The 18,999-nt window shown below is 73.3% G+C and carries 23 protein-coding genes; 11 read left to right on the top strand and 12 right to left on the bottom strand.

From position 1 onward, the window contains the following. Nucleotides 1-11: 11 nt before the first annotated feature. Nucleotides 12-1,127: an alpha/beta fold hydrolase gene (locus ACZ597_RS29425; RefSeq protein WP_471336282.1), complete on the bottom strand. Its 1,116-nt coding sequence runs from the start codon at nt 1,125-1,127 to the stop codon at nt 12-14. Between the two features lie 222 nt (nt 1,128-1,349). Here ACZ597_RS29425 and ACZ597_RS29420 point away from each other — a divergent pair, with 222 nt between their 5' ends. The 3 genes from ACZ597_RS29420 to ACZ597_RS29410 all read left to right on the top strand — a co-directional run bounded on the left by ACZ597_RS29420 (nt 1,350) and on the right by ACZ597_RS29410 (nt 3,143). Then, a complete protein-coding gene (locus ACZ597_RS29420; RefSeq protein ID WP_471336279.1) occupies nt 1,350-2,195 on the top strand; it encodes a helix-turn-helix domain-containing protein in 846 nt (281 codons plus the stop codon). After that, nucleotides 2,192-2,434 carry a DUF397 domain-containing protein gene (locus ACZ597_RS29415; protein WP_471336276.1) on the top strand — a complete coding sequence of 81 codons (243 nt, stop codon included), beginning with the start codon at nt 2,192-2,194 and terminating at the stop codon, nt 2,432-2,434. The genes ACZ597_RS29420 and ACZ597_RS29415 overlap by 4 nt, the downstream gene beginning before the upstream one ends. Nucleotides 2,435-2,957: 523 nt before the next feature. Then, entirely contained in the window at nt 2,958-3,143 is a 186-nt protein-coding gene (locus ACZ597_RS29410; protein WP_471336273.1) for a hypothetical protein, read from the top strand. A gap of 3 nt (nt 3,144-3,146) precedes the next feature. On the opposite strand, the gene ACZ597_RS29405 is transcribed toward ACZ597_RS29410, so the two are convergent. Continuing rightward, entirely contained in the window at nt 3,147-3,473 is a 327-nt protein-coding gene (locus ACZ597_RS29405) for a hypothetical protein (protein ID WP_471336271.1), read from the bottom strand. 620 nt (nt 3,474-4,093) lie between these two features. On the opposite strand from ACZ597_RS29405, the gene ACZ597_RS29400 reads away from it, so the two are divergent. Together ACZ597_RS29400 and ACZ597_RS29395 are read left to right on the top strand one after the other, a co-directional pair. Next, nucleotides 4,094-4,933 (top strand): trypsin-like serine peptidase, encoded by an 840-nt coding sequence (locus ACZ597_RS29400; protein WP_471336268.1) that lies wholly within the window; start codon nt 4,094-4,096, stop codon nt 4,931-4,933. 130 nt (nt 4,934-5,063) lie between these two features. Then, nucleotides 5,064-5,552: a hypothetical protein gene (locus ACZ597_RS29395; protein ID WP_471336265.1), complete on the top strand. Its 489-nt coding sequence runs from the start codon at nt 5,064-5,066 to the stop codon at nt 5,550-5,552. On the opposite strand, the gene ACZ597_RS29390 is transcribed toward ACZ597_RS29395, so the two are convergent. Next, nucleotides 5,542-6,420, bottom strand: coding sequence for a LysR family transcriptional regulator (locus ACZ597_RS29390; RefSeq protein ID WP_471336262.1), 879 nt, complete (start codon nt 6,418-6,420; stop codon nt 5,542-5,544). The two genes, ACZ597_RS29395 and ACZ597_RS29390, sit on opposite strands and share 11 nt — an antisense overlap. A gap of 69 nt (nt 6,421-6,489) precedes the next feature. On the opposite strand from ACZ597_RS29390, the gene ACZ597_RS29385 reads away from it, so the two are divergent. After that, nucleotides 6,490-7,422: an EamA family transporter gene (locus tag ACZ597_RS29385; RefSeq protein WP_471336259.1), complete on the top strand. Its 933-nt coding sequence runs from the start codon at nt 6,490-6,492 to the stop codon at nt 7,420-7,422. A 46-nt stretch (nt 7,423-7,468) separates the two neighbouring features. On the opposite strand, the gene ACZ597_RS29380 is transcribed toward ACZ597_RS29385, so the two are convergent. The 6 genes from ACZ597_RS29380 to ACZ597_RS29355 all read right to left on the bottom strand — a co-directional run bounded on the left by ACZ597_RS29380 (nt 7,469) and on the right by ACZ597_RS29355 (nt 12,677). Beyond that, complete coding sequence (locus ACZ597_RS29380; RefSeq protein ID WP_471336256.1) at nt 7,469-8,374, bottom strand: hypothetical protein; 906 nt, start codon at nt 8,372-8,374, stop codon at nt 7,469-7,471. 203 nt (nt 8,375-8,577) lie between these two features. Next, the gene (locus ACZ597_RS29375) at nt 8,578-9,018 is read right to left on the bottom strand and encodes an NUDIX hydrolase (protein WP_471336253.1); all 441 of its coding nucleotides are present in this window, start codon (nt 9,016-9,018) and stop codon (nt 8,578-8,580) included. 74 nt (nt 9,019-9,092) lie between these two features. Next, nucleotides 9,093-10,346, bottom strand: coding sequence for an ABC transporter permease (locus ACZ597_RS29370; RefSeq protein WP_471336250.1), 1,254 nt, complete (start codon nt 10,344-10,346; stop codon nt 9,093-9,095). Then, nucleotides 10,346-11,044, bottom strand: coding sequence for an ABC transporter ATP-binding protein (locus ACZ597_RS29365; protein ID WP_471336247.1), 699 nt, complete (start codon nt 11,042-11,044; stop codon nt 10,346-10,348). The genes ACZ597_RS29370 and ACZ597_RS29365 overlap by 1 nt, the downstream gene beginning before the upstream one ends. Then, nucleotides 11,041-12,192, bottom strand: a complete 1,152-nt coding sequence (locus ACZ597_RS29360; RefSeq protein WP_471336244.1) for a peptidoglycan-binding protein — start codon at nt 12,190-12,192, stop codon at nt 11,041-11,043. The genes ACZ597_RS29365 and ACZ597_RS29360 overlap by 4 nt, the downstream gene beginning before the upstream one ends. Next, nucleotides 12,177-12,677, bottom strand: a complete 501-nt coding sequence (locus ACZ597_RS29355; RefSeq protein WP_471336241.1) for a hypothetical protein — start codon at nt 12,675-12,677, stop codon at nt 12,177-12,179. The genes ACZ597_RS29360 and ACZ597_RS29355 overlap by 16 nt, the downstream gene beginning before the upstream one ends. A 90-nt stretch (nt 12,678-12,767) precedes the next feature. On the opposite strand from ACZ597_RS29355, the gene ACZ597_RS29350 reads away from it, so the two are divergent. The 3 genes from ACZ597_RS29350 to ACZ597_RS29340 are packed head-to-tail and all read left to right on the top strand — an operon-like array spanning nt 12,768 to nt 15,723. Next, a complete protein-coding gene (locus ACZ597_RS29350; protein WP_471336238.1) occupies nt 12,768-13,469 on the top strand; it encodes a response regulator transcription factor in 702 nt (233 codons plus the stop codon). Beyond that, nucleotides 13,466-14,806: a sensor histidine kinase gene (locus ACZ597_RS29345; protein WP_471336233.1), complete on the top strand. Its 1,341-nt coding sequence runs from the start codon at nt 13,466-13,468 to the stop codon at nt 14,804-14,806. Before ACZ597_RS29350 ends, ACZ597_RS29345 begins: the two co-directional genes overlap by 4 nt. 23 nt (nt 14,807-14,829) lie before the next feature. Continuing rightward, on the top strand, nt 14,830-15,723 hold the full coding sequence (locus tag ACZ597_RS29340; RefSeq protein ID WP_471336230.1) for a L,D-transpeptidase family protein: 894 nt from the start codon (nt 14,830-14,832) through the stop codon (nt 15,721-15,723). Here the strand turns inward: ACZ597_RS29340 and ACZ597_RS29335 are convergent. Genes ACZ597_RS29335 through ACZ597_RS29325 form a run of 3 tightly spaced genes read right to left on the bottom strand, consistent with a single transcriptional unit; the run spans nt 15,695 to nt 17,051 of the window. Continuing rightward, nucleotides 15,695-16,363, bottom strand: a complete 669-nt coding sequence (locus ACZ597_RS29335) for a transmembrane-type terpene cyclase (RefSeq protein ID WP_471336477.1) — start codon at nt 16,361-16,363, stop codon at nt 15,695-15,697. The genes ACZ597_RS29340 and ACZ597_RS29335 overlap by 29 nt on opposite strands. 53 nt (nt 16,364-16,416) lie before the next feature. Further along, complete coding sequence (locus ACZ597_RS29330) at nt 16,417-16,758, bottom strand: PIN domain-containing protein (protein WP_471336474.1); 342 nt, start codon at nt 16,756-16,758, stop codon at nt 16,417-16,419. 35 nt (nt 16,759-16,793) lie between these two features. Continuing rightward, entirely contained in the window at nt 16,794-17,051 is a 258-nt protein-coding gene (locus ACZ597_RS29325; RefSeq protein ID WP_471336228.1) for a hypothetical protein, read from the bottom strand. 178 nt (nt 17,052-17,229) lie between these two features. On the opposite strand from ACZ597_RS29325, the gene ACZ597_RS29320 reads away from it, so the two are divergent. Both ACZ597_RS29320 and ACZ597_RS29315 read left to right on the top strand, forming a co-directional pair. After that, nucleotides 17,230-18,177, top strand: a complete 948-nt coding sequence (locus tag ACZ597_RS29320) for an LLM class F420-dependent oxidoreductase (RefSeq protein ID WP_471336225.1) — start codon at nt 17,230-17,232, stop codon at nt 18,175-18,177. A 9-nt stretch (nt 18,178-18,186) separates the two neighbouring features. Beyond that, complete coding sequence (locus ACZ597_RS29315; RefSeq protein WP_471336222.1) at nt 18,187-18,984, top strand: SDR family NAD(P)-dependent oxidoreductase; 798 nt, start codon at nt 18,187-18,189, stop codon at nt 18,982-18,984. Nucleotides 18,985-18,999: the final 15 nt, after the last annotated feature.

The raw sequence follows: 18,999 nt of genomic DNA, 5'->3' as shown, positions 1-18,999 counted from the left end.
GCACCCGGCGGTCAGGCGGTGGTGCGGGCGCCGGCGGGAGCGCCCGTCACGGCCGGGCGGACGTGGGTCAGGAGGAGGTCCAGGAAGCGGTCCGGGTGGCGCAGCGCCGCGAAGTGGCTCGCGTCCTCGATCAGCTCGAACGCCTTGACGGGGGCCTCGACCGCGTCGAAGTAAGCCTTCGCGCGGGCTGCCGGGGTGATCACGTCGTGGGCGCCCTGGAAGACGAAGAACGGGATGCGGAAGGTGGTCCCGTCGGCCCAGACGTCGATGTCGTGGGAGCCGGGGGTGACGGACTCCGAGAAGCCCTGCGCCTTGAAGTACGCCGCGATCCGCTTGAAGGAGTACAGCGGCGACAGCCACATCGAACCCAGGACCACCTTCTTCACGGTGTCCAGCGTCAGCTGGTCGCTGCCCGCGCACAGCTTGTCGTACACGGTCCGCTGCTTCGGGGTCCACCGGCGCGGGTCCGGGCCCATGGCCTCGATCGTCGCGAGGTCCTTGGTCTTGCCGGCCGTCCGGAGCCGGTCGAGGGTGGCGTCGTACGCGGAGGTGTCCCGGCCCGCCTCCAGGACGTTCTGGTCGGTGCCGACGTACGCGGAGTAGAGCTCGGGGTGGTTGCGGGCCAGGCGGAGCCCGAAGACCGTGCCGAAGGAGCTGGGGAGGAGCACGACCCGGTCGACGCCGAGGCGCTCGCGGACGTGGTGGGTGACCTCCAGGGCGTCCGCGTAGAGCTGCTCGAAGGTGGCCTCCCCGCCCTGGGCGGTCGCGCCGCCGTTGGCGAAGGTGAGGCCGGCGCCGCGCATGTCCCACCGGACGAGGGTGAAGTACCGCTCCCAGGACCGGGTGCGGGCGCCGTAGGGGGAGTTGGCCGCACCGGGACCGCCGTGGATCTCCAGCAGCACCGGGTTGGCCCGGTCCTCGCCCCGGATGGAGATCCACTGGTCGATCCCGCCGATCCGGACGAACCCCTGCTCGTCGATGCCGTTCGGCGTGTCGATCCGCATCAGGCGGGCGTTGGCGGCGCGGCGGAGGGCGCGGTGGGTGAGGAGGGCGGCGAGAGGGGTGGTGAGGGCGGCGGCGGTGATGGCGGTGGTGGTGGCGGTGGTGGTGAGAGCGGCGATCGACATTACTGTTTCCCCCGGACACTGTTTGGCTGTTGAGGGGGAGCTTACGTGAAAACGGGGCCTTGTAAAGGCCGTTGGTGATCGGAGGTGGTGGGGTTCGGGTCGGATTCGACCGAGCTGCTGCTACTGGGGGTGTTGTACGAGTGGAGGTACTGGTCCGGGGGGAGGGGCTGCCCTGAACATGGCGCGGAGGTGCGTGAGTTGGGGGTGTCAGAGGTGGAGCGCGTGAACGACGCCGACTGTGAGACCGAAGAGGAAGAGGACGTCGAGGACCCGAACGGGGCCCTCCGCAGCTTCGCGGCCGTCCTGAAGGCCTTCCGGAAACGCGCCCGCCTGACCCAGGAGGGCCTGGGCGAGCTGATCGGCTACTCCGCGCAGTACATCGCCTCGGTGGAACAGGCCCGCCGCTACCCGAGTGAACGGCTGGTGGAGCTGGTCGAGGAACAGCTCGACTGCTTCGGCGCGGTGAAGGGCGCGGCCCAGTACCTGACACGGCCGAGGCGGGTGGCGTCGTGGTTCCGCAAGTGGGCCCTGCTGGAGCCGACGGCGCTGAGCCTGTACACGTACGAGTGCCGGATGGTGCCGGGGTTGTTGCAGACGGAGGGGTATGCGCGGGGGCTGTTCGCGGAGCGGGTTCCGCCGCTGGAGGACGAGAGGATCGAGGCCCAGGTCGTCGGCTGGATGGACCGACAGTACATACTGCGGGATCTGCCGAACTCCTCCTTCAGCTTCATCGTCGAGGAAGCGGTTTTCGACCGGTGCTTCGGTGGGCCGGAGGTCATGCGTGACCAGATCGACCACCTCTTGGAAGTGGTGCGGCTGCGCAACGTGACGGTTCAGATCATGCCGAGGCGGCAGGCCGAACATGCCGGTCACGACGGTCCCATTTGCCTCCTGGAGACCCCGGATCACCAGTGGTTCGGCTACAGCGAAGGGCAGCGTGCCGGGGTGCTCATTTCGGACCCCAAAGAGGTCAGCATCCTCCAGCAGCGGTATGCCAAACTGCGTTCGCAGGCTCTCAATCCGGCTGACTCCTTGGGCCTGTTGGAGAGAACGCGAGGGACGCTATGAGCAATGCCGATCTGCACTGGTTCAAGAGCAGCTACAGCAGCAACGACGGCGACAACTGCGTCGAAGTGGCCCTCTCCTGGCACAAGTCGACGTACAGCGGCAGTGACGGCGACAACTGCGTCGAGGTGGCCACCTGCCCGCAGGCCATCCACGTCCGGGACTCCAAGGTGGCGGCCGGCCCCGAGCTGGCCCTGGCACCTGCGGCCTGGCTGGCCTTCCTCGGCGGCGTCACGGGCTGACGGGGTTCCGGCCGGACGGTCTCGGAGAAGGTTTGGGGGTTTCCCGTCAGTCCCATCGTCCTTCCGTGTCGTGCCGGTCCCTCAAGGGCGCTCACTGCGTTCGCGTCGCTTCGCGATGGCCTTCGGCCACCCTTGACCGACCGACCCGCCCCGGAAAGCCGAAAGACTGCCGGGAAACCCCCAAAAGAACGGCACGGTCCAGAGGGGAAGGGACGGGTCTCTCAGCGATGAGGCGACGGGACCGGGCGTCGGCCGGCCGGGCATCCGGGCCCGTGGGTGCCGGATTCCGAGCCCGGGGCGCGACTACCGGCCGAGAGGTCGATCAGAGCGACTTCCGGCGCCCCGAGGCGCACCAGATCGCTACGCGCTCCTCATATCTCGGCGTCCGGCGACCGTCTGGGGCTGATACCCCCACCAGAGGATGACCGGAGCGGCCCAGGACGCACATGGGCGCGCCAGATCGCTACGCGCTCCCCTTGTCTCAGCGTCCGGCGGCCGTCCGGGGCGGCAGGGGGGCCTTGTCGTGGACAGTGAAACGGATGGGCTGGCCAGTACCGCCGGATACGGTGAGGCGGCCGAGGCGTTGGCCGAGCCGTACGAGAGCGTGACCTTCGACGAGGTGCATCGCGAGGTCCTGCACCTCGCCGAGCGCGAGGATCCGCACGGACGTCCCGGAGTGTCGTGGACCTGTCTCGGCTTCCGGGCCTGACGGTCAGGTCCAGCCCGTGGCGGCGTGGATCAGGTCCCGCTCCTCGGGCGTGGGCAGGCGGAATGCCATGCGGTCGCCGTACCAGTCGAGGATTCCTCGACGGAGCTCGGCGGCCAGGCCGTCCAGCTCGTCGGTCTCGAACATGTCGTTCGCGTCCTCCGGGCGGCCTGGAGCAGCCGTCTGGAAGAGGATGACCTGGATGTGGTCGAAACTCTCCCCGCCCCGGTCGTAGGTGAGCTCACCCGCAGTGATGCGCAGGTAGAACGCCACCCCCTCGGCGTCCTCGCCGATGCCCAGGACGCCGTCCAGATCCGCGTACTTCCCGCTCATGTCCTCATTGTCCCTCCGGTGCGGGTATCAGCCCCGGACGGCCGCCGGACGCTGAGACAAGGGGAGCGCGTAGCGATCTGCCGCGCCCGTCCGCTCCCTGGGCCGCTCCGGTCATCCTCTGGTGGGGGTATCAGCCCCAGACGGTCGCCGGACGCCGAGATATGAGGAGCGCGTAGCGATCTAGCGCGCTTGGGTGCTCCGGAGGTCGCTCTGGTCGGCCTCTCGTGCGGGTAGTCGCGCCCCCGGCCCCGAATCCGGCATCCACGGGCCCGGATGCCCGGTCGGCCAAGGCCCGGCCCCGTCGCCTCATCGCTGACGGACCCGCTCCTCTCCTCCTGCCCCGTGACCGTTCCTTTGGGGGCTTCCCGGCAGTCTTTCGGCTTTCCGGGGCGGGACGGTCGGTCAAGGGTGGCCGAAGGCCATCGCGAAGCGACGCGAACGCAGTGAGCGCCCTTGAGGGACCGGCCCGACACGGAAGGACGATGGGACTGACGGGAAACCCCCAAACCAGCTGTGATTCGGCCAGGCTGAATCCCGCCAACCCGGCCCCGCCCGGTGCTCCGGCCTTGCACCTTGGCATGTCCGCGGGGCATGCTCGCCAGGGCAAAGCGGGAGGGATCATGGCGGTGGACAAGCGGTCCGTGGTGACGGCGGTGCTGTGCGCGTTGGCGGCGCTGGGCGCATCTGCGGCGGTGGCCGAGTTGGTGCCGCCTCCCGAGGGGGCCGCTCCGGTGCGGGCCAAGTCGGCGCTGCCCTCGGCGTCGCCGACCGGGCCGTCGCGGGCGCAGGTGTCCAAGCCGCAGCTCGCCACGCCTCCGCCGGCCGCCGCGAGCCCCCAGCCCGGCGGGCCCGTCGCGTTCGCCGGCGCCCTCTTCACCGGCGGCCTCGACGGCGAGCACTTCTGCACCGCCACCGTCGTGCGCAGCCCCGGCAAGAACATGATCGTCACCGCCGGCCACTGCCTGATGGAGGGCAAGCAGACCGGCGGCAAGGGCGCCGTCTTCGCCCCCGGGTACGTGAACGGCACGGCCCCGTACGGGGTGTGGAAGATCGAGGAGGTCTTCGAGGACGAGCGCTGGGCCGAGGGCACCGACGACGACTACGACCTCGCCTTCGCCCGCCTCGCCCCCGACGACAAGGGCCGCACCGTCGAGGCCGTCACCGGCGGCGCGCCCCTGGACACGTCCGGCCGCGCGGGCGAGGAGGTCACGGTGACGGGCTACCCCGCCGACCGCAAGGTTCCGCGTACCTGCACGGCGGTCGCCGTACGCACCGGCGAGCGGCAGCAGCGCTTCGACTGCTCCGACTTCCCGGGCGGTACCAGCGGCAGCGCCTGGATCGGCCGCGACGGGAAGATCGTCGGCATCCTGACCGGCGGGGACACGGACGACGTCTCCACGAGCACGGTCCTCGGCGACTACGCCGCCAAGCTCTACGCGCGGGCCACGGGCCAGCGCTGATCCGGGGGGCCCGATCAGGGGAAGGGGCGAGGCGGTCGGCGCGTCGCCCCCGCGTCCGGCGCGCCGGTCTCGGGATCCTGTCTGCGGCGGTCCCGGGCCCGTCCGGCCCGCCCGGACGAAAGGCAGCACCTTGAAGCTCTCACAGAAGCTCGCGACGATCGGCAGCGCCGCCCTGGCGGCAGTACTGCTGGGAGGCGGCAGCGCCCATGCGGACGGAGAGAGTCTGCTCTCGCTCCTCGGCAACCCGTCGGTCGTCCTCGCCTGCTTCCCCGTGGGCCAGGCCGGGTCGGGCAACACCCTCACCGGCACTCAGAACGTCAACTGCGGCCAGTCCGCGTCCACTTCGACGAGCGGTTCCGGAATCCCCGGCTACGAGGTGGTCACCGGCGGATTCACTTCCGGCCCGACCTGGCTCAGGAGGGATGTGATCGACTGCCCCGCCGGCAAGCGGGTGCTCGGCGGCGGGGTGACGGTGACCAGCGGTGACCCCATGTACCTGGTGGTGCGCGAGTCCGGCCCCTCGGCGGACGGCACGTCGTGGCACGTCTCCGCCGAGAACCCCACCGAAAACAACGTCAGGGGTGACTTCTACGCCATCTGCGCCAACGTCAGCCCCTGAGGTCGCGGCCCGTCCGCCCGCCGAGGATCTCGCGCGCCAGCGCGAGGAGGTCCGGTACGGCCGGGTGGACCGGGCCCTCGCGCCAGGCGAGGACGACGGGGACCGGCGGGGCGTCGGCCAGGGGGCGGTAGACCAGCGACGGGTGCGCGTGGTTGCTGGGGGTCGCCGAGGTGGTGACCCCCAGGGCGCGCCCGGCGGCGATGGCCATGAGCCACTCGTCGGTGTTGGCCACCTCGATCACCGGCGCCGGCCGGCCCGCCGCGGGCCAGAGCTCCAGGGTGGTGGTCCCGGAGACGGTGTTCAGGACGATGGGGTGGGCCGCGAGGTCGGCCAGGGTGACGCGGGGGAGTGCGGCCAGCGGGCTGTCCGCCGGCATGACCACCACCCGCTCCTCCTCCAGCAGCAGTGCCGTGCGCACCCCGGGCGCGGTGACGGCGCCGCGCAGCAGGGCCGCGTCGACCTTGCCCTGGGTGAGGCCGGCCGTGGGGTCGTCGACGCGGAGCAGCTCCAGCGGGACGTCCGGGCGGGACTCGTCCCAGCGGCGCAGCAGCGGGATCGTGTGGTCGCCGAGCGCCGCCCAGGTGTGGCCGAGGCGCAGCGGCCAGCTCCGCAGCCCGCCGGCGTCGAGGGCGGCGTCCACGGCGGCGACGGCCGTGCGGGCCTTGTCGCGGAACGTACGGCCCTGCGCGGTGAGTTCCAGGTGGTGCGTGGAGCGGTCGACGAGGCGGGCGCCGAGGTGGTCCTCCAGTCGGCGCAGGGTGCGGGACAGCGCGGGCTGGCTCAGGTGGAGGCGGGCGGCGGCGCGGGTGATGTTGCCCTCGTCGGCGATGGCGAGGAAGGCGCGCAGGTGCCGCAGCTCGATGGTCATGCCTGGGGAGCATAACCGGGCCCCACTCGGCATTTCACACGGCGCGACCCGCTTCCTAGCGTGGAACGCATGACCTCCACGCGCTCCGCCACCTCCACGCGCTCCGCCACCTCCACGCGCTCCGCCACCACCTCGGCGCGTCTCCTCCGCCACGCCGCCGGCCGCGGCACCCCCGTCGGTGTCGGGCTGGTGCTGGCCGGGACGCTGTCGGTCCAGTTCGGGTCGGCCTTCGCCGCGCTGCTGTTCCCCCGGGCCGGGGCCCTCGGCACGGTCGCGCTGCGGGTGGCCTTCGCCGCGGTGCTGCTGCTCGCCGTCGCCCGGCCCCGGCTGCGCGGGTACTCGCGCCGCGACTGGGCGGTGGCCGTCGGCTTCGGCCTGGCCCTCGGCGGGATGAACCTGCTCTTCTACCAGGCCGTCGACCGCATCCCGCTGGGCGCGGCGGTCACCATCGAGGTGCTCGGGCCGCTGCTGCTGTCGGTGGTGGTCTCGCGGCGCGCGGCGAGCCTGCTGTGGGCCGGGCTCGCCCTGGCCGGGGTGTTCCTGCTGGGCCGGGGCGGCTTCGCCGGACTCAGCCCCGCGGGCGTGGCGTTCGCGCTGGGCGCCGGCGCGATGTGGGCGGCGTACATCGTCTTCAACGCCCGGGCGGGCGCCCGGTTCCCGCGCCTGGACGGTCTCGCGATCGCGATGGCCGTCGCCGCCCTGGTCAGCCTGCCGCTCGGCGTCGGATCGGCGGGCACGGCCCTGCTGGAGCCGGGCGTGCTCGCCCTGGGCCTGGCGATCGCCGTGATGAGCTCGGGGGTGCCGTACACCCTGGAGCTGCTCGCCCTGCGCAGGCTGCCCGCGGCCACCTTCGCGGTACTGGCCAGCCTGTCCCCGGCCGTGGCGGCGGCGGCCGGCTACCTGGTGCTGGACCAGGGCCTCTCGCCCGTCCAGTGCGCCGCGATCGCGCTCGTCGTGGCGGCGAGCGCGGGCGCGGTGCGCACGGGCGGGCGGGCGCGCTGAGTGGCGTGGCGGGGCCGTGGGCCCTTCGGGCGCCGGCGCCGCGTCCTCAGACGCCGCCCTCGATGAGGGTCCAGCCCGAGGAGACCTGGGGCAGCGTGCCGACGTTGGTGTAGGTGCCGTTCACGAGTGTCGAGGTCCAGGCGGTGCCGTCGTTCTTGTAGAAGAACAGGCTGTCCGAGGTCCGGCCGACCTTGTCCCAGATGCCGGAGGTGCCGATCTTCCGGAAGGAGATGCCGGTGCCGTCGGTGGCCTTGGACACCCGGTGCTCCAGCTCGGCGCCGGCCCTCGCCCAGGACAGCACGGAGTCCTTCGTCGCGGTCAGCTCTCCGAGGAAGTCGTCCCTCGGGATGCTGCCCTTGTCCGTGTAGACGCCGCCGGAGAGGGTTCCGTACCCCACGTTGCTCCACGGGAACTCGGTCGACCCGTGCCGGGCCGCCGCGATCAGCGTGTCGCAGGAGGCGGCCATGGTGCCCCAGTCCGAGCTGAAGTTGTCGTAGACGCGGGACTCCCGGTACAGGCCGCCCTTGAGGGTGCCCGTGACGCCGTGGCCGTCGCTCTTGTAGAAGATCACGGAGTCGCCGGACGCCTCGACGAAGGTCCAGCCCTTCGAGAAGTCGTCGTAGGTCTCGCTGCGGGTGTACTTGCCGTCCGTGAAGGTGCCGGTCTCGCCGGCGCCGGTGTCCTTGTTGTAGAGCACCAGCGAATCGCGGCTTGCCGCCGCGTGCGTGTAGCCGGCCGGGAGGCGGAACGCCGCCTTGTACAGCCAGCGGCCGCCGGTGAGCGTGCCGGTGCCGGCTTCGCCGGTGCCGGCCTTGTAGAACAGGATCGAGTTGTTCGGCGTCGTCTGGTTGCAGTACGCAGACGCGGAACTCGCGGGCGTGACCGGTCCGGCCAGCAGGACGGCCGTCGCGGACGTGACGGTGGCGAGTGCGGCCACCAGGGATTTCCTCATGGGTGCTCCCCTTTCCTGGCACGGGGGCGCGTGCGGGCGGCCCCGTCGGGGGAGCGCCGCAGCGGTGCGGTCTGGAGGAGGACGCGTGCGAGAGCGGACCGGCCGGTCCCTTCCCCGCCCCCGCGGCATCGGCCGTCGCTGCTGCTCGGACGTCCCCGTTCATCCTGCGCCGCGCGCGTCCGCCCCGCATCTCGGCGCCCGGGTCAGGCGATCAGTCCCAGGTGGACCGGTTCGGCGGGGGTGCGGGCGAGGAGTTCCGGGAGGCGCGGGGGCCAGAGGGGTTCGCCGAGGCCGGCCAGGCGCTCCGGGGAGAGCCACTGCCAGTGGATGCCGGGTTCTTCGAGCACCGGCTCGCGGCGGGGGCCGTTGGTGACGTAGATGTGCTCGTGCTGGCGGACCGGGATGCCCTGGTGGGTGAAGTCGTGCTCCCAGGTGCACAGCAGGCGTTGCGGTTCCAGGTCGGTCCACCCGGTCTCCTCCCGCAGCTCGCGCCGTACGCACTCCTCCGGGGTCTCGCCCGGGTCGATCCCGCCGCCCGGGGGCAGCCAGTGGATCCCGACTTCTACGTTGTTCTCGCGGAACAGGAACACCGATCCGCTGGGGGAGAGGACGACAATGCGGGCTGCCTGACGCGGAGTTCTCATCAGATCAGGGTAAGTCGGGCGGTACCGGGACGGGAGGGGTCGGTGGCACGCCGTGGGCTGCCGCCGACCCCTCCTCACGCCGCCTGGAGCGCCAGGGTCGGGCTCAGGCGGGCCGCGCGGACCGCCGGGTAGAGGCCCGCCAGGGTGCCGATGGCCAGGGTGGCCGCGAAGCCGCCGGTGACCGCCCACGGCGGGACCACCCAGGGCAGCCCGCCGGCCCGGGCGTAGACGCCCGTGGCGGCCCCGCCCAGGACGATGCCCGCCAGGCCCCCGAGGCCGGACAGCAGCAGGGACTCGGTGACGAACTGGATCCGGATCTGCCCCTTCGTGGCGCCGAGCGAGCGGCGCAGGCCGATCTCGTGGCGGCGCTCCAGCACCGAGATGATCATGGTGTTGGCGACGCCGACCCCGCCCACCAGGAGGGCGATGCCGCCCAGGCCGAGCAGGAGGGTACTGAACGCGCCCTCCGTGGCCGCCTTCGCCTGGAGCGCGGCCGAGGGGTCGGTCACCGAAACCGCGCTCGGGGTACGCGGGTTGGCCGTCTGCGCGATCAGGGAGCGGACGGCGGCCACCCGGTCGTCCGCCGAGCGCTCGTAGACCGCCGTCGGGTGGCCGTCGAAGCCCAGCAGCCGTTCGGCCGCCTCCCAGCCGACCAGGGCCGAGCGTTCGACCTCCGGGGCCAGCGGGACGGGCGCGAGGACGCCGACGACCGTGAAGTGGCGTCCCCCGATGAACACTTGCTGCCCCGGCTCCGTGATGCCCAGCCGCCGCGCCGAGACGTGCCCGAGCACCACCGACGGGTAGCGGCCGGTGGCGGCGTTCAGCCAGCTGCCCCGGGCCACGGAGGCCCGCAGGGTGCCCAGCAGGTCGTCCTTGGCGGCCTTGAGCGCGATGCCGCCGGTCTCCTCCTGCGGGATGTTCTCCGAACGGCGGACGGACTCCCCGACGTCGCCCGTGGTCCCGACCGACTCGACCCCCGCGATGCGCGAGACCATCCCCGGGGCCTCCTTCGGCAGCTTCGTGTCCTGTCCCGAGAACATGGCGGGGGCCGGGGTGGCCACCAGCATGTTCGTGCCCAGCTTGTCGAGCTCCCGCAAGAGCTTGGCCTGGCTGGAGGAGGAGATGCCGACCACCGCGATCATCGTCGCGATGCCGATCGCGATGCCGAGTGCCGACAGGAACACCCGCACCGGGCGCGCGCGCAGCCCCGCCGACCCGGCGTGCAGGACGTCGCGCGGAGTGAGCCCGGGCGGCCGGAGCCGCGTACGCGTCCTCGCCCGCGTCCCCGTACGTTCCCGCGCAGGGGTCTTCGTACGGCCGCCGCCCATCACGCGGCCCCCGCCGTGCCGGTGTCCTCGACGACCTCGCCGTCGCGGACGCGCACCTGCCGGGGCAGGCTCGACGCGATCTCGTTGTCGTGGGTGATCACGGCGATGGTGGCCCCGTCCTCGTTCAGCTCGTGCAGCAGCTCCATCACCGACCGGCCCGAGGCCGTGTCCAGCGCCCCCGTCGGCTCGTCGGCCAGCAGCAGGTCCGGTTCCCCCGCCACCGCCCGGGCGATGGCCACCCGCTGCTTCTGCCCGCCCGACAGCTCGTGGGGGCGGTGGTCCATCCGGTCGCCGAGTCCGACCCGCTCCAGCGCCCGCGCCGCCCGGCGGCCGCGCTCGGCCCGCGGGAGCCCGGAGTACAGCAGTCCCTCGGCGACGTTCGCCCGGGCGCTGAGGCCCGGCACCAGGTGGAAGGACTGGAACACGAAGCCGATGTGCCGCGAGCGCAGCGCCGACAGGGAACGGTCGGACAGCGCCGCGACGTCGTGGCCGGCGATCCGCACGGTGCCGGCGCTCGGCCGGTCCAGGGTGCCGACGATGTGCAGCAGGGTGGACTTGCCGGACCCCGACGGGCCGACGATGGCGAGGAGTTCCCCGCTCAGGACGGTCAGGCCGACCCCGCGCAGGGCCGTGACCCCGCCCGGGTACTCCTTGGTGACCCCGGCCAGTTCGACCACCGGGTGCGCGTGCCGCCTCACAGCTTGGGCACCCCCACCCGCATGCCCTCCGCGAGCCCGCCGCCGCTGACCTCGACGCGGCCCTTGCCGAACATGCCGAGCTCGACCTTCACCTCGCGGGCCCTGCCGTTCTCGACGACCTGGACGCCGAAGCCGCCGCCGGGGAGCGCCAGCAGCGCGTTCACCGGTACGGAGAGCACGCCGGTGCGGGTCTCGCCGGTCAGCTCCACCGACACGGGGGACTGTTCCGGGCCCTTGACCGCGCCGGGGTCGTCGAAGACGACGCTCACGTCCACCTTGGCCTTCCTGTCGCCGCCTCCGCCTCCGCCTCCGCTGCCTCCCGACCCTCCGCCGGAGCCGCCCCGTCCGCCGTTCTGGTCGTCCGTGCCCGCCGTGCCGCCCACCGCGTCGACCTTCCCGGCCGCGCTGCCGCCGCCCGGCAGCCGTACCGTCACCTCGTCCCCGGTCTTCGCGGCCCCCGCCTTCGCCGCGTCCAGCGGGAAGCGGACGATCCGCTCGGTTCCGGTCACCGTCAGCACCGGCTTGCCCGGACCGGGCTCGTCGCCGAGCGCCGCCTCCGTCCGCTTCACCCGCTGCGGGCCGGAGGCGAAGGCGATGTCCTCCCTCGCCACCTCGCCCGTCTCCGGCGCCTTGTGCGCCTTCTGCCAGCGCTTCACCGCCGCCGCCGTACCGGCCGTGAAGGTGCCGTCCTGCGCGTCCAGCCCCGTCCCGTACCCGAGGGCGGTCAGGTTCCGCTTCAGCTGCCGGACGTCCTCGCCCTTGTCCCCGGACTTCAGCGCCCGGTACATCGGCACCGCCCCGTACATCAGCCGCACGGCCTTCCCGTTGACCTCGAAGAGCCGCCCGTCCCGCTCGACGGCCGACCCCTCGCCCGCGATCCAGGTGAGGACCCCCGCCCCGGGCGCGCTCAGCCTGCGCTCCTGCGCGTAGCCGAGGGTGCCGTCGACCTGGAGGCCCGAGGCGAGGTCGCCGCGCGTCACCGGGGCCGTCGCCGGCGGCAGCGCGCCGGCCGCGTCCTGCCGCCCGCCGCCGTCCTGCGGGGACCGGGCGAGGACGGCGTAGCCGCCGCCCGAGACCGCGAGTACGGCCACCAGGGCGCCCACCAGCCACGTTCCGCGGCGCCGGGCGCCCATCAGGCCGCTTCGCACTTCTTCTGGGCCTCCTCGAAGGCCTTCTCCTGCCCCTTGGGGACCTCGATGCCGCTCTTCATGCCGCCGCTGTACTCGGGGTCCTTGAGGTCCACGCCGTTCTCGCGCATGCAGCGGACCCAGCGCAGCTCCTTGTCCTTCTGCTCCTGCGTCGGGCCCTCCCCGGAGCCGGGGGTGCGCATGCCGCAGGCCTTCATGGCCTCCTCCATCTTCTGCGGGTCCGCGCCGCCGCCGACCGTCATGCCGTTCGGGTTCTGGCCCGGCTTGGGGTCGGGGGCGTCTATCCCGTGCTCGCGCAGGCACTGCCGCATCTTCACGGCGTTGTCGGCGTCGGCCCCGCCGTTGCCGCCGCCGTTGCCGCCGCCGCCCCCGCTCGCGGAGCTTTCCTTGCCGCCGTCCGGGGTGCCGCCGTTCGTGCACGCGGTGACGAAGAGGGCCAGCCCGGTGAGGGCCGCGGCCGTGGTCATGGTCAGGGATCGCTTCATGGCGCCGAGCGTGCGCGAAAGCGGTGTTTCGCTTCTCTCTCGCACTGCGCTTACAACGGCGAAATGCGCCCCTCCTGTAGAGAGGACGGCATGCGAGTTCTGGTGGTGGAGGACGAGGAGTTCCTGCGGGAGATGATCGCCGAGGGGCTGCGCCGCGACGCGCTGGCCGTCGACGAGGCCGGCGACGGGCCGGAGGCGCTGCGCCGGCTGCGCCTCGGCGAGTACGACGTCCTCGTCCTCGACCGGGACCTGCCCGGCCTGCACGGCGACGAGGTGTGCCGGCAGGTCGTACGGGAACGGCTGCTGACCCGGGTGCTGATGCTGACCGCCTCCGGGACCGTGCGGGACCGGGTGGAGGGCCTGGGCCTGGGCGCCGACGACTACCTCACCAAGCCCTTCGCGTACGACGAGCTCCTCGCCCGCGTCCTCGCGCTCGGCCGGCGCGCCCACCCGGCGCTGCCGCCGGTGCTGGAGCGGGCCGGGATCGCCCTGGACACCGCACGCCGCTCCGCCTCCCGCGACGGGCACCGGCTCGCCCTGTCGCGCAAGGAGTTCGCGGTGCTGGAGGCGCTGCTGCGGGCCGAGGGCGCGGTGCTGAGCAGCGACGACCTGATCGAGCGGGTGTGGGAGGAGGAGACCGGCTACCGCACCAACGCCGTCCGGGTCACGCTGAGCAAGCTGCGCGCCAAGCTGGGCGAGCCGCCGCTGATCGAAACGGTGCCGGGGGAGGGCTACCGCATCGCGGCCGCGGCCGGGCCCGCGCACCCCGGCCGGAGCGGTGGTCCGCGATGAGAGCGGTGCTCCGTTCCGAGCGCACCCGTCTCACCGCGCTCTACGGCGCGCTGCTGCTCCTCGCGGGCGGCGGCCTGGTCGCGCTGGTCAACGTACTGCTGCGCACCGGCCTCTACTCCCGCGTCAACGGCGCCGTCACCACCGTCATGCCCGGCCTGCCCGTCCCCTCCGACGGGGTCACGCCCGTACCCTCCGACCGCGGCTTCGAGCCCGCGCACAGACTGCCGCCCGGCACCGCGCCCACCCCGGAGCAGATCGCCCAGTGGCGGGTGACCCAGAACCTCTCCGACGCCGCCGCCCGGGCCGCACTCCAGGAGCTGACCCTGGTCTCCCTCGTCGCCCTCGCCCTCTTCGCCGTCCTGTCGGTCTGGCTCGCCTGGTGGATGGCGGGCCGCGTGCTGCGCCCCGTCGGGGTGATCACCGAGACGGCCCGGCGCCTGTCGGGGGCGAACCTGCACGAGCGGATCGGGCTCCGGGCCCCGCCCGGCGAGCTCAAGCGGCTGGCCGACACCTTCGACGGCATGCTCGACCGGATCCAGGACCTCGTCGGGGCCCAGCGCCGGTTCGCCGCCAACGCCGCGCACGAGCTGCGCACACCGCTCGCCGTGCAGCGGGCCGCCGCCGAGATCGGGCTGGCGGGGGAGCCGGGGCCGGCGAAGGTGGCGCGGATCCGGGAGCGGCTGATCGCGGTGGCCGACTCCAGTGAGCACCTGGTGGAGTCGCTGCTGCTGCTCGCCGTGTCGGAGGAGGGGCTGGAGTCGTCGCAGCCGGTGGACCTGGCGGCCCTGACGGCGGCGGAACTGACCGCGACCGCCCCCGCCGAGACCCCTCCGGCCCCCGCCCCCGACCCTGCCCCGGACGGGGTTCCGCTTGCGGGCCCGGGGGCCGGAGCGGCACCGGCCCCCGCCTCCGCCGCCGCCCCCGCGCTGACCGTCGTACGGGACCTCGCGCCTTTGACGGTGACCGGCGACGCCACCCTGCTCGGGCACCTCGTGCGCAACCTGCTCGCCAACGCCGTACGCCACAACCGTGCAGGCGGCCGGGTGCGCGTGACGACCTCCGCCGACGGGGTGCTGACGGTGTCCAACACCGGCCCGCTGATCGAGCCCGAGGACGTGCCCCGCCTGCTGGAACCCTTCCGCCGCCGCGTGGAACGGCGTCACACCGCGGGTGAGGGTGCCGGGCTCGGCCTCTCCATCGTCGCCTCCATCGCGCGGGCGCACGGCGCACGGCTGCTCGCCGAGGCCAACCCGGAGCCCGACGGCGGGCTGACCGTCCGCGTCCGCTTTCCCGCGCCGCACGAGGCGCGGGAGACCGGCGTTCGCGGGGAACGATGATCACCTGATGTACCTTCGGGTGGATGAGCAAGCACGCCCGAGCCCGCTCCGGCTCCCGCGCCCGTACGGCCGACCGCCGGCGTTCCGCTTCCCCGGGACGACCGCCGACGGCGCTGATCGTCGTGGCCGCTCTCGGTCTGCTGGCCTTCGGCGCCGGCTGGGTGCACGCCCTGTACGAGCAGCCCGGTGCGCCCGTGCCGGCGGCCCGGTCGGACGCCCGCCCGCAGGCCCAGGGGCAGAGCCCGGCCCCGAAGCAGCAGCCCCAGGCGCAGGGCGGCGCCCCGGGCCACGCCACGCGCGGCACCCCCCGTGCGGACGCCCTCCAGGGCCTCCCGGACACCCTCAGCGCGGCGACCCGCGCCCGGATCCCGGCGGGCGCGCGTCAGCTGGTGCTGGTCACCGGGAAGGCGAAGGACTCCTCGGACTCCACCGTCACCTTCTTCACCCGCACCGCCGCGGGGAAGGAGTGGACCGTCGCCGGGCACTGGCCGGCCCGCAACGGCGCGAAGGGCTGGTCCGCCGAGCGCGAGCGCGAGTACGGGGACCTGACCTCCCCGCAGGGCGTGTTCTCCCTCACCGACGCGGGCGGGCTGCTGCCGCCGCCGTCCGGCACGAAGTTCCCGTACGACCAGGACCGCGGCTTCGTCCCGTCGGGCCGGGGCGTGAACGGCGAGTCGCTGGACGGCTCCTTCGACTACGTCGTGGCGATCGACTACAACCGCCGCAAGGGGGTCTCACCGCTCGACCCGGGCATGCCGGAAGGCGAGGACAAGGGCGGCAACATCTGGCTCCACGTCGACCACGACGGCCCCTCCCAGGGCTGCGTCGGCCTCCCGAAGCAGGCGATGGAGCAACTGCTGCGCAGCCTGGACCCGGCGGCGAAGCCGGTCATCGCGATGGGTCCGGCAGGCTTCTGACCGTGGCCGGGCCGACGCCGACGCCCGGACCGGCACCGGGACCGACGCCGGGCCGCAGCACCAGCAGCCCGATGTAGACGAGGTCGAAGACGGAGCACAGCACCCCCAGCCCGAGCACGAAGCCGTTCCCCTCCATCACTCCGAACAGCACCGTCGGCGCGAGGGTGCCGAGCCATTTGGCGACGGCGATGAGCGGCGACTGCCCGCGCGGTCCGCGCCGGGCGGCGTACATGCCGATGAACAGGCCGGACATCAGCAGGTTCTGAAGGAACGCCGAGTAGCGGCTGGCGTCGTGCGTCCCGAAGTGCGCGACGAACAGGATCTGCACGGCGAAGCCGGTGCCGAGGACGAGCGTGCTCCAGGCGGCGAACAGCGGCCGGGTGACGAAGCCGGGCAGCTCGGCCCGGCCGTGGCGCAGGTAGGTGTAGATGATCACGGTGTCGGCGACGGCCCACACCAGGTTGACAACGCCCTGCGGGGAGAGCCCGGTACGGACGTCGTCGTAGGCGTAGACGACCTCCCAGGCGAAGTTCAGCGCGAGCGCGGCGACGGGCATGGCGTACGTCCGGTCCCGCAGCCCGACCCGGGCGGCCTCGACGTACACGACGGTCCAGGCGATCCCGCTGATGAGCGTGAGCATCAGTTGCACGCGCGCACCCTAGGCGCTCCCGGCCGCTCCGGACAGCCCCCGGGCTATGGGTTGAGGTCGAGGATCCGGACCGGCTCGCCGGCCCACCACTTCGGATCCGTGGTCGCGACGATCGCGCCGTCGGGCCGGTCGGGGGTGGGCTGGGCGGCGTGGAGGCAGTGGGCGGCGGCCCAGGTCTCATGCCGGGCGAGGGCCAGCGCGGCGGGCAGGTCCAGGTCGAGGACGATCACGCCGGGCAGGGCCACGAGGTGCTCCGCCGTGCCGGGGCGGGTCCGGTCGGCTTCGACCAGCGCGCAGGACGGGGCGTAGAGGAACCAGCCGGGCTCGGCGTGGGCGCGGTGGATGAGGCGCGAGACGAGGACGTTTCCCCTCCCGGCGGCGGTCATCGCCGTCTTGTCCAGCACGATGTGCACGGGCTCGGTCACCGGGGCCCCGCCCGGTGCAGGCGGCGGTCCAGCTCGCCGTCCAGCTCCTGCTGTTCGGCTTCCGTCGGCGCGTAGCCGTTCCAGTCGCGCAGCAGGACACGGGCGCGTTCGGCGCGTTCGGCGCGCTCGGCCGGGGTGAGCAGGGTCTCGGCCAGGCGGGCCAGGTAGGCGCGGAGCGAAAGTCCTTCGGCGGCCGCTATGGCGGCGAGTCTGTCCTTGGCTTCCTCGGGGATCCGGATGTTCGCGTCGGGCATCGTCGTGCTCCTTCCCATACCCGGAGGGTACGGGTGCGTACCCGTACCCGTACCCGTACCCACCGGTGTTCGCCCGATCGGGTGCTCGCCCCCACCCCCTTGCCTGACGGACCGTCAGCTACGACGATGGCCCGGCACCGCACGACGAATCGGCATACGAAGGCGAGGCGGGCCCGGCATGGCACGCGTGTTTCCGGAAGGCCGGCTGGAGTACGGGATGCAGCTCCCCGTCCAGTCGCAGAGCACCATCTACGCCGAGCCCTGGGAGGCCTCCGCCGGCGCTGCCGACCTCGCCGAGGTGGCCCGCGCCGCCGACCGCGCCGGCTTCGGGTACGTGGCCACCTGCGACCACGTGGCCGTCCCGCGCCGCCTCGCCGGCCCCATGAGCACCGTCTGGTACGACCCGGTGGCCACCCTGGCCTTCCTGGCCGGGATCACCGAGCGGGTGCGGCTGCTGAGCCACGTCGCGATCGTCGGGCTGCGCCACCCGCTGCTCACCGCCAAGCAGTACGCGACCCTCGACCACCTCTCCGGGGGCCGCCTGGTCCTCGGGGTCGGCGCCGGGCACGTCCAGGAGGAGTTCGAGGTGCTCGGCGTCGACTTCGGGCGCCGCGGGGCCGTGCTGGACGAGAGCCTGGACGCGCTGCGCGCCGCCCTCGGCCCGGACGAGTACCCGGAGTTCGAGGGGGAGCGGTTCTCCTTCCGGGACCTCGGGCAGCTGCCCCGGCCCGCCCAGGAGCGGATCCCGGTCTGGGTCGGCGGCTCCTCCCCGGCGGCCGTCCGCCGGGCCGCCGTGCGCGGCGACGGCTGGCTCCCGCAGGGCGACCCGCGCGAGCGCATCCCGGGCCAGGTCGCCCGGATCCGCGAGCTGCGGGAGGCGGCCGGGGTCGAGGGCCCCTTCGAGGTCGGTGCGATCACCGAGCCGCTGTACGTCGGCGAGCCCGGCTGGGACACCGGCCGCCGGACCCTGGCCGGCAAGGCGGAGGTGCTCGCCGAGTCCCTGCGGGAGTACGCGGCGCTGGGCGTGGACCAGGTCCAGGTCCGCTTCCGCAATCGCGACCGCGCCGAACTCGTGGACCAGATCACCGCGTTCGGGGCCGAAGTGGCCCCGCTCCTCAACGACTAGGAGTACGGGATGGGCAAGCTGGACGGACGCGTCGTCGTCATCACCGGTGCGGCGCGCGGCCAGGGGGAGCAGGAGGCCCGCCTCTTCGCCGCCGAGGGCGCGCGGGTGCTGCTGGGCGACGTGCTGGACGAGCAGGGCGCCGCCGTCGCCGAGGAGATCGCCGCGGAGGCGGGCGCGGACCGGGTGCGGTACGTACGGCTGGACGTGAGCCGGGAGGAGGACTGGGAGGCCGCCGTGGCCGCGGCGAAGGAGGCCTTCGGCCGGGTCGACGGGCTGGTCAACAACGCGGGCATCCTGCGTTTCAACGAGCTGGCCTCGACCCCGCTGGAGGAGTTCCGCCAGGTCGTCGAGGTCAACCAGATCGGCGCCTTCCTCGGCATCAGGGCGCTGGCCCCGGAGATCGGCGCGGCCGGCGGCGGGACCATCGTCAACACCTCCTCGTACACCGGCCTGACGGGCATGGCCTACGTGGGCGCGTACGCGGCGACCAAGGCGGCGGTCCTCGGGCTGACGCGGGTGGCGGCGCTGGAGCTGGCGGCGAAGAACATCCGGGTCAACGCGATGTGCCCGGGCGCGGTGGACACCCCCATGGCGAACCCCGGGCTGCTCGACCCGGCGGGGATGACCGACGAGGCCAGGGGCGCGATGGCCGAGCTGTACAAGCGGGTGGTCCCGCTGGGCCGGGTGGGGCGCCCGGAGGAGATCGCGAAGCTCGCCCTCTTCCTGACCGGCGACGACTCCTCCTACATCACCGGCCAGCCGTTCGTGGTGGACGGCGGCTGGATGGCGGGCGTGAGCATCCTCTGAGATTTACTGACGACT

The organism is Streptomyces sp. NPDC040718 (genome assembly GCF_055593565.1).
The sequence above is the reverse complement of the archived record's forward strand: the minus strand, read 5'-3'. Positions and strand labels throughout refer to the sequence as shown.

What these genes read in the sequence shown, in the direction of transcription:
- ACZ597_RS29425 (WP_471336282.1), bottom strand. Translation starts at nt 1,127, where the DNA reads ATGTCGATCGCCGCTCTCACCACCACCGCCACCACCACCGCCATCACC.
- ACZ597_RS29415 (WP_471336276.1), top strand. Translation starts at nt 2,192, where the DNA reads ATGAGCAATGCCGATCTGCACTGGTTCAAGAGCAGCTACAGCAGCAAC.
- ACZ597_RS29405 (WP_471336271.1), bottom strand. Translation starts at nt 3,473, where the DNA reads ATGAGCGGGAAGTACGCGGATCTGGACGGCGTCCTGGGCATCGGCGAG.
- ACZ597_RS29400 (WP_471336268.1), top strand. Translation starts at nt 4,094, where the DNA reads ATGGCGGTGGACAAGCGGTCCGTGGTGACGGCGGTGCTGTGCGCGTTG.
- ACZ597_RS29390 (WP_471336262.1), bottom strand. Translation starts at nt 6,420, where the DNA reads ATGACCATCGAGCTGCGGCACCTGCGCGCCTTCCTCGCCATCGCCGAC.
- ACZ597_RS29385 (WP_471336259.1), top strand. Translation starts at nt 6,490, where the DNA reads ATGACCTCCACGCGCTCCGCCACCTCCACGCGCTCCGCCACCTCCACG.
- ACZ597_RS29380 (WP_471336256.1), bottom strand. Translation starts at nt 8,374, where the DNA reads ATGAGGAAATCCCTGGTGGCCGCACTCGCCACCGTCACGTCCGCGACG.
- ACZ597_RS29375 (WP_471336253.1), bottom strand. Translation starts at nt 9,018, where the DNA reads ATGAGAACTCCGCGTCAGGCAGCCCGCATTGTCGTCCTCTCCCCCAGC.
- ACZ597_RS29370 (WP_471336250.1), bottom strand. Translation starts at nt 10,346, where the DNA reads ATGGGCGGCGGCCGTACGAAGACCCCTGCGCGGGAACGTACGGGGACG.
- ACZ597_RS29355 (WP_471336241.1), bottom strand. Translation starts at nt 12,677, where the DNA reads ATGAAGCGATCCCTGACCATGACCACGGCCGCGGCCCTCACCGGGCTG.
- ACZ597_RS29350 (WP_471336238.1), top strand. Translation starts at nt 12,768, where the DNA reads ATGCGAGTTCTGGTGGTGGAGGACGAGGAGTTCCTGCGGGAGATGATC.
- ACZ597_RS29345 (WP_471336233.1), top strand. Translation starts at nt 13,466, where the DNA reads ATGAGAGCGGTGCTCCGTTCCGAGCGCACCCGTCTCACCGCGCTCTAC.
- ACZ597_RS29340 (WP_471336230.1), top strand. Translation starts at nt 14,830, where the DNA reads ATGAGCAAGCACGCCCGAGCCCGCTCCGGCTCCCGCGCCCGTACGGCC.
- ACZ597_RS29335 (WP_471336477.1), bottom strand. Translation starts at nt 16,363, where the DNA reads ATGCTCACGCTCATCAGCGGGATCGCCTGGACCGTCGTGTACGTCGAG.
- ACZ597_RS29330 (WP_471336474.1), bottom strand. Translation starts at nt 16,758, where the DNA reads ATGACCGCCGCCGGGAGGGGAAACGTCCTCGTCTCGCGCCTCATCCAC.
- ACZ597_RS29325 (WP_471336228.1), bottom strand. Translation starts at nt 17,051, where the DNA reads ATGCCCGACGCGAACATCCGGATCCCCGAGGAAGCCAAGGACAGACTC.
- ACZ597_RS29320 (WP_471336225.1), top strand. Translation starts at nt 17,230, where the DNA reads ATGGCACGCGTGTTTCCGGAAGGCCGGCTGGAGTACGGGATGCAGCTC.
- ACZ597_RS29315 (WP_471336222.1), top strand. Translation starts at nt 18,187, where the DNA reads ATGGGCAAGCTGGACGGACGCGTCGTCGTCATCACCGGTGCGGCGCGC.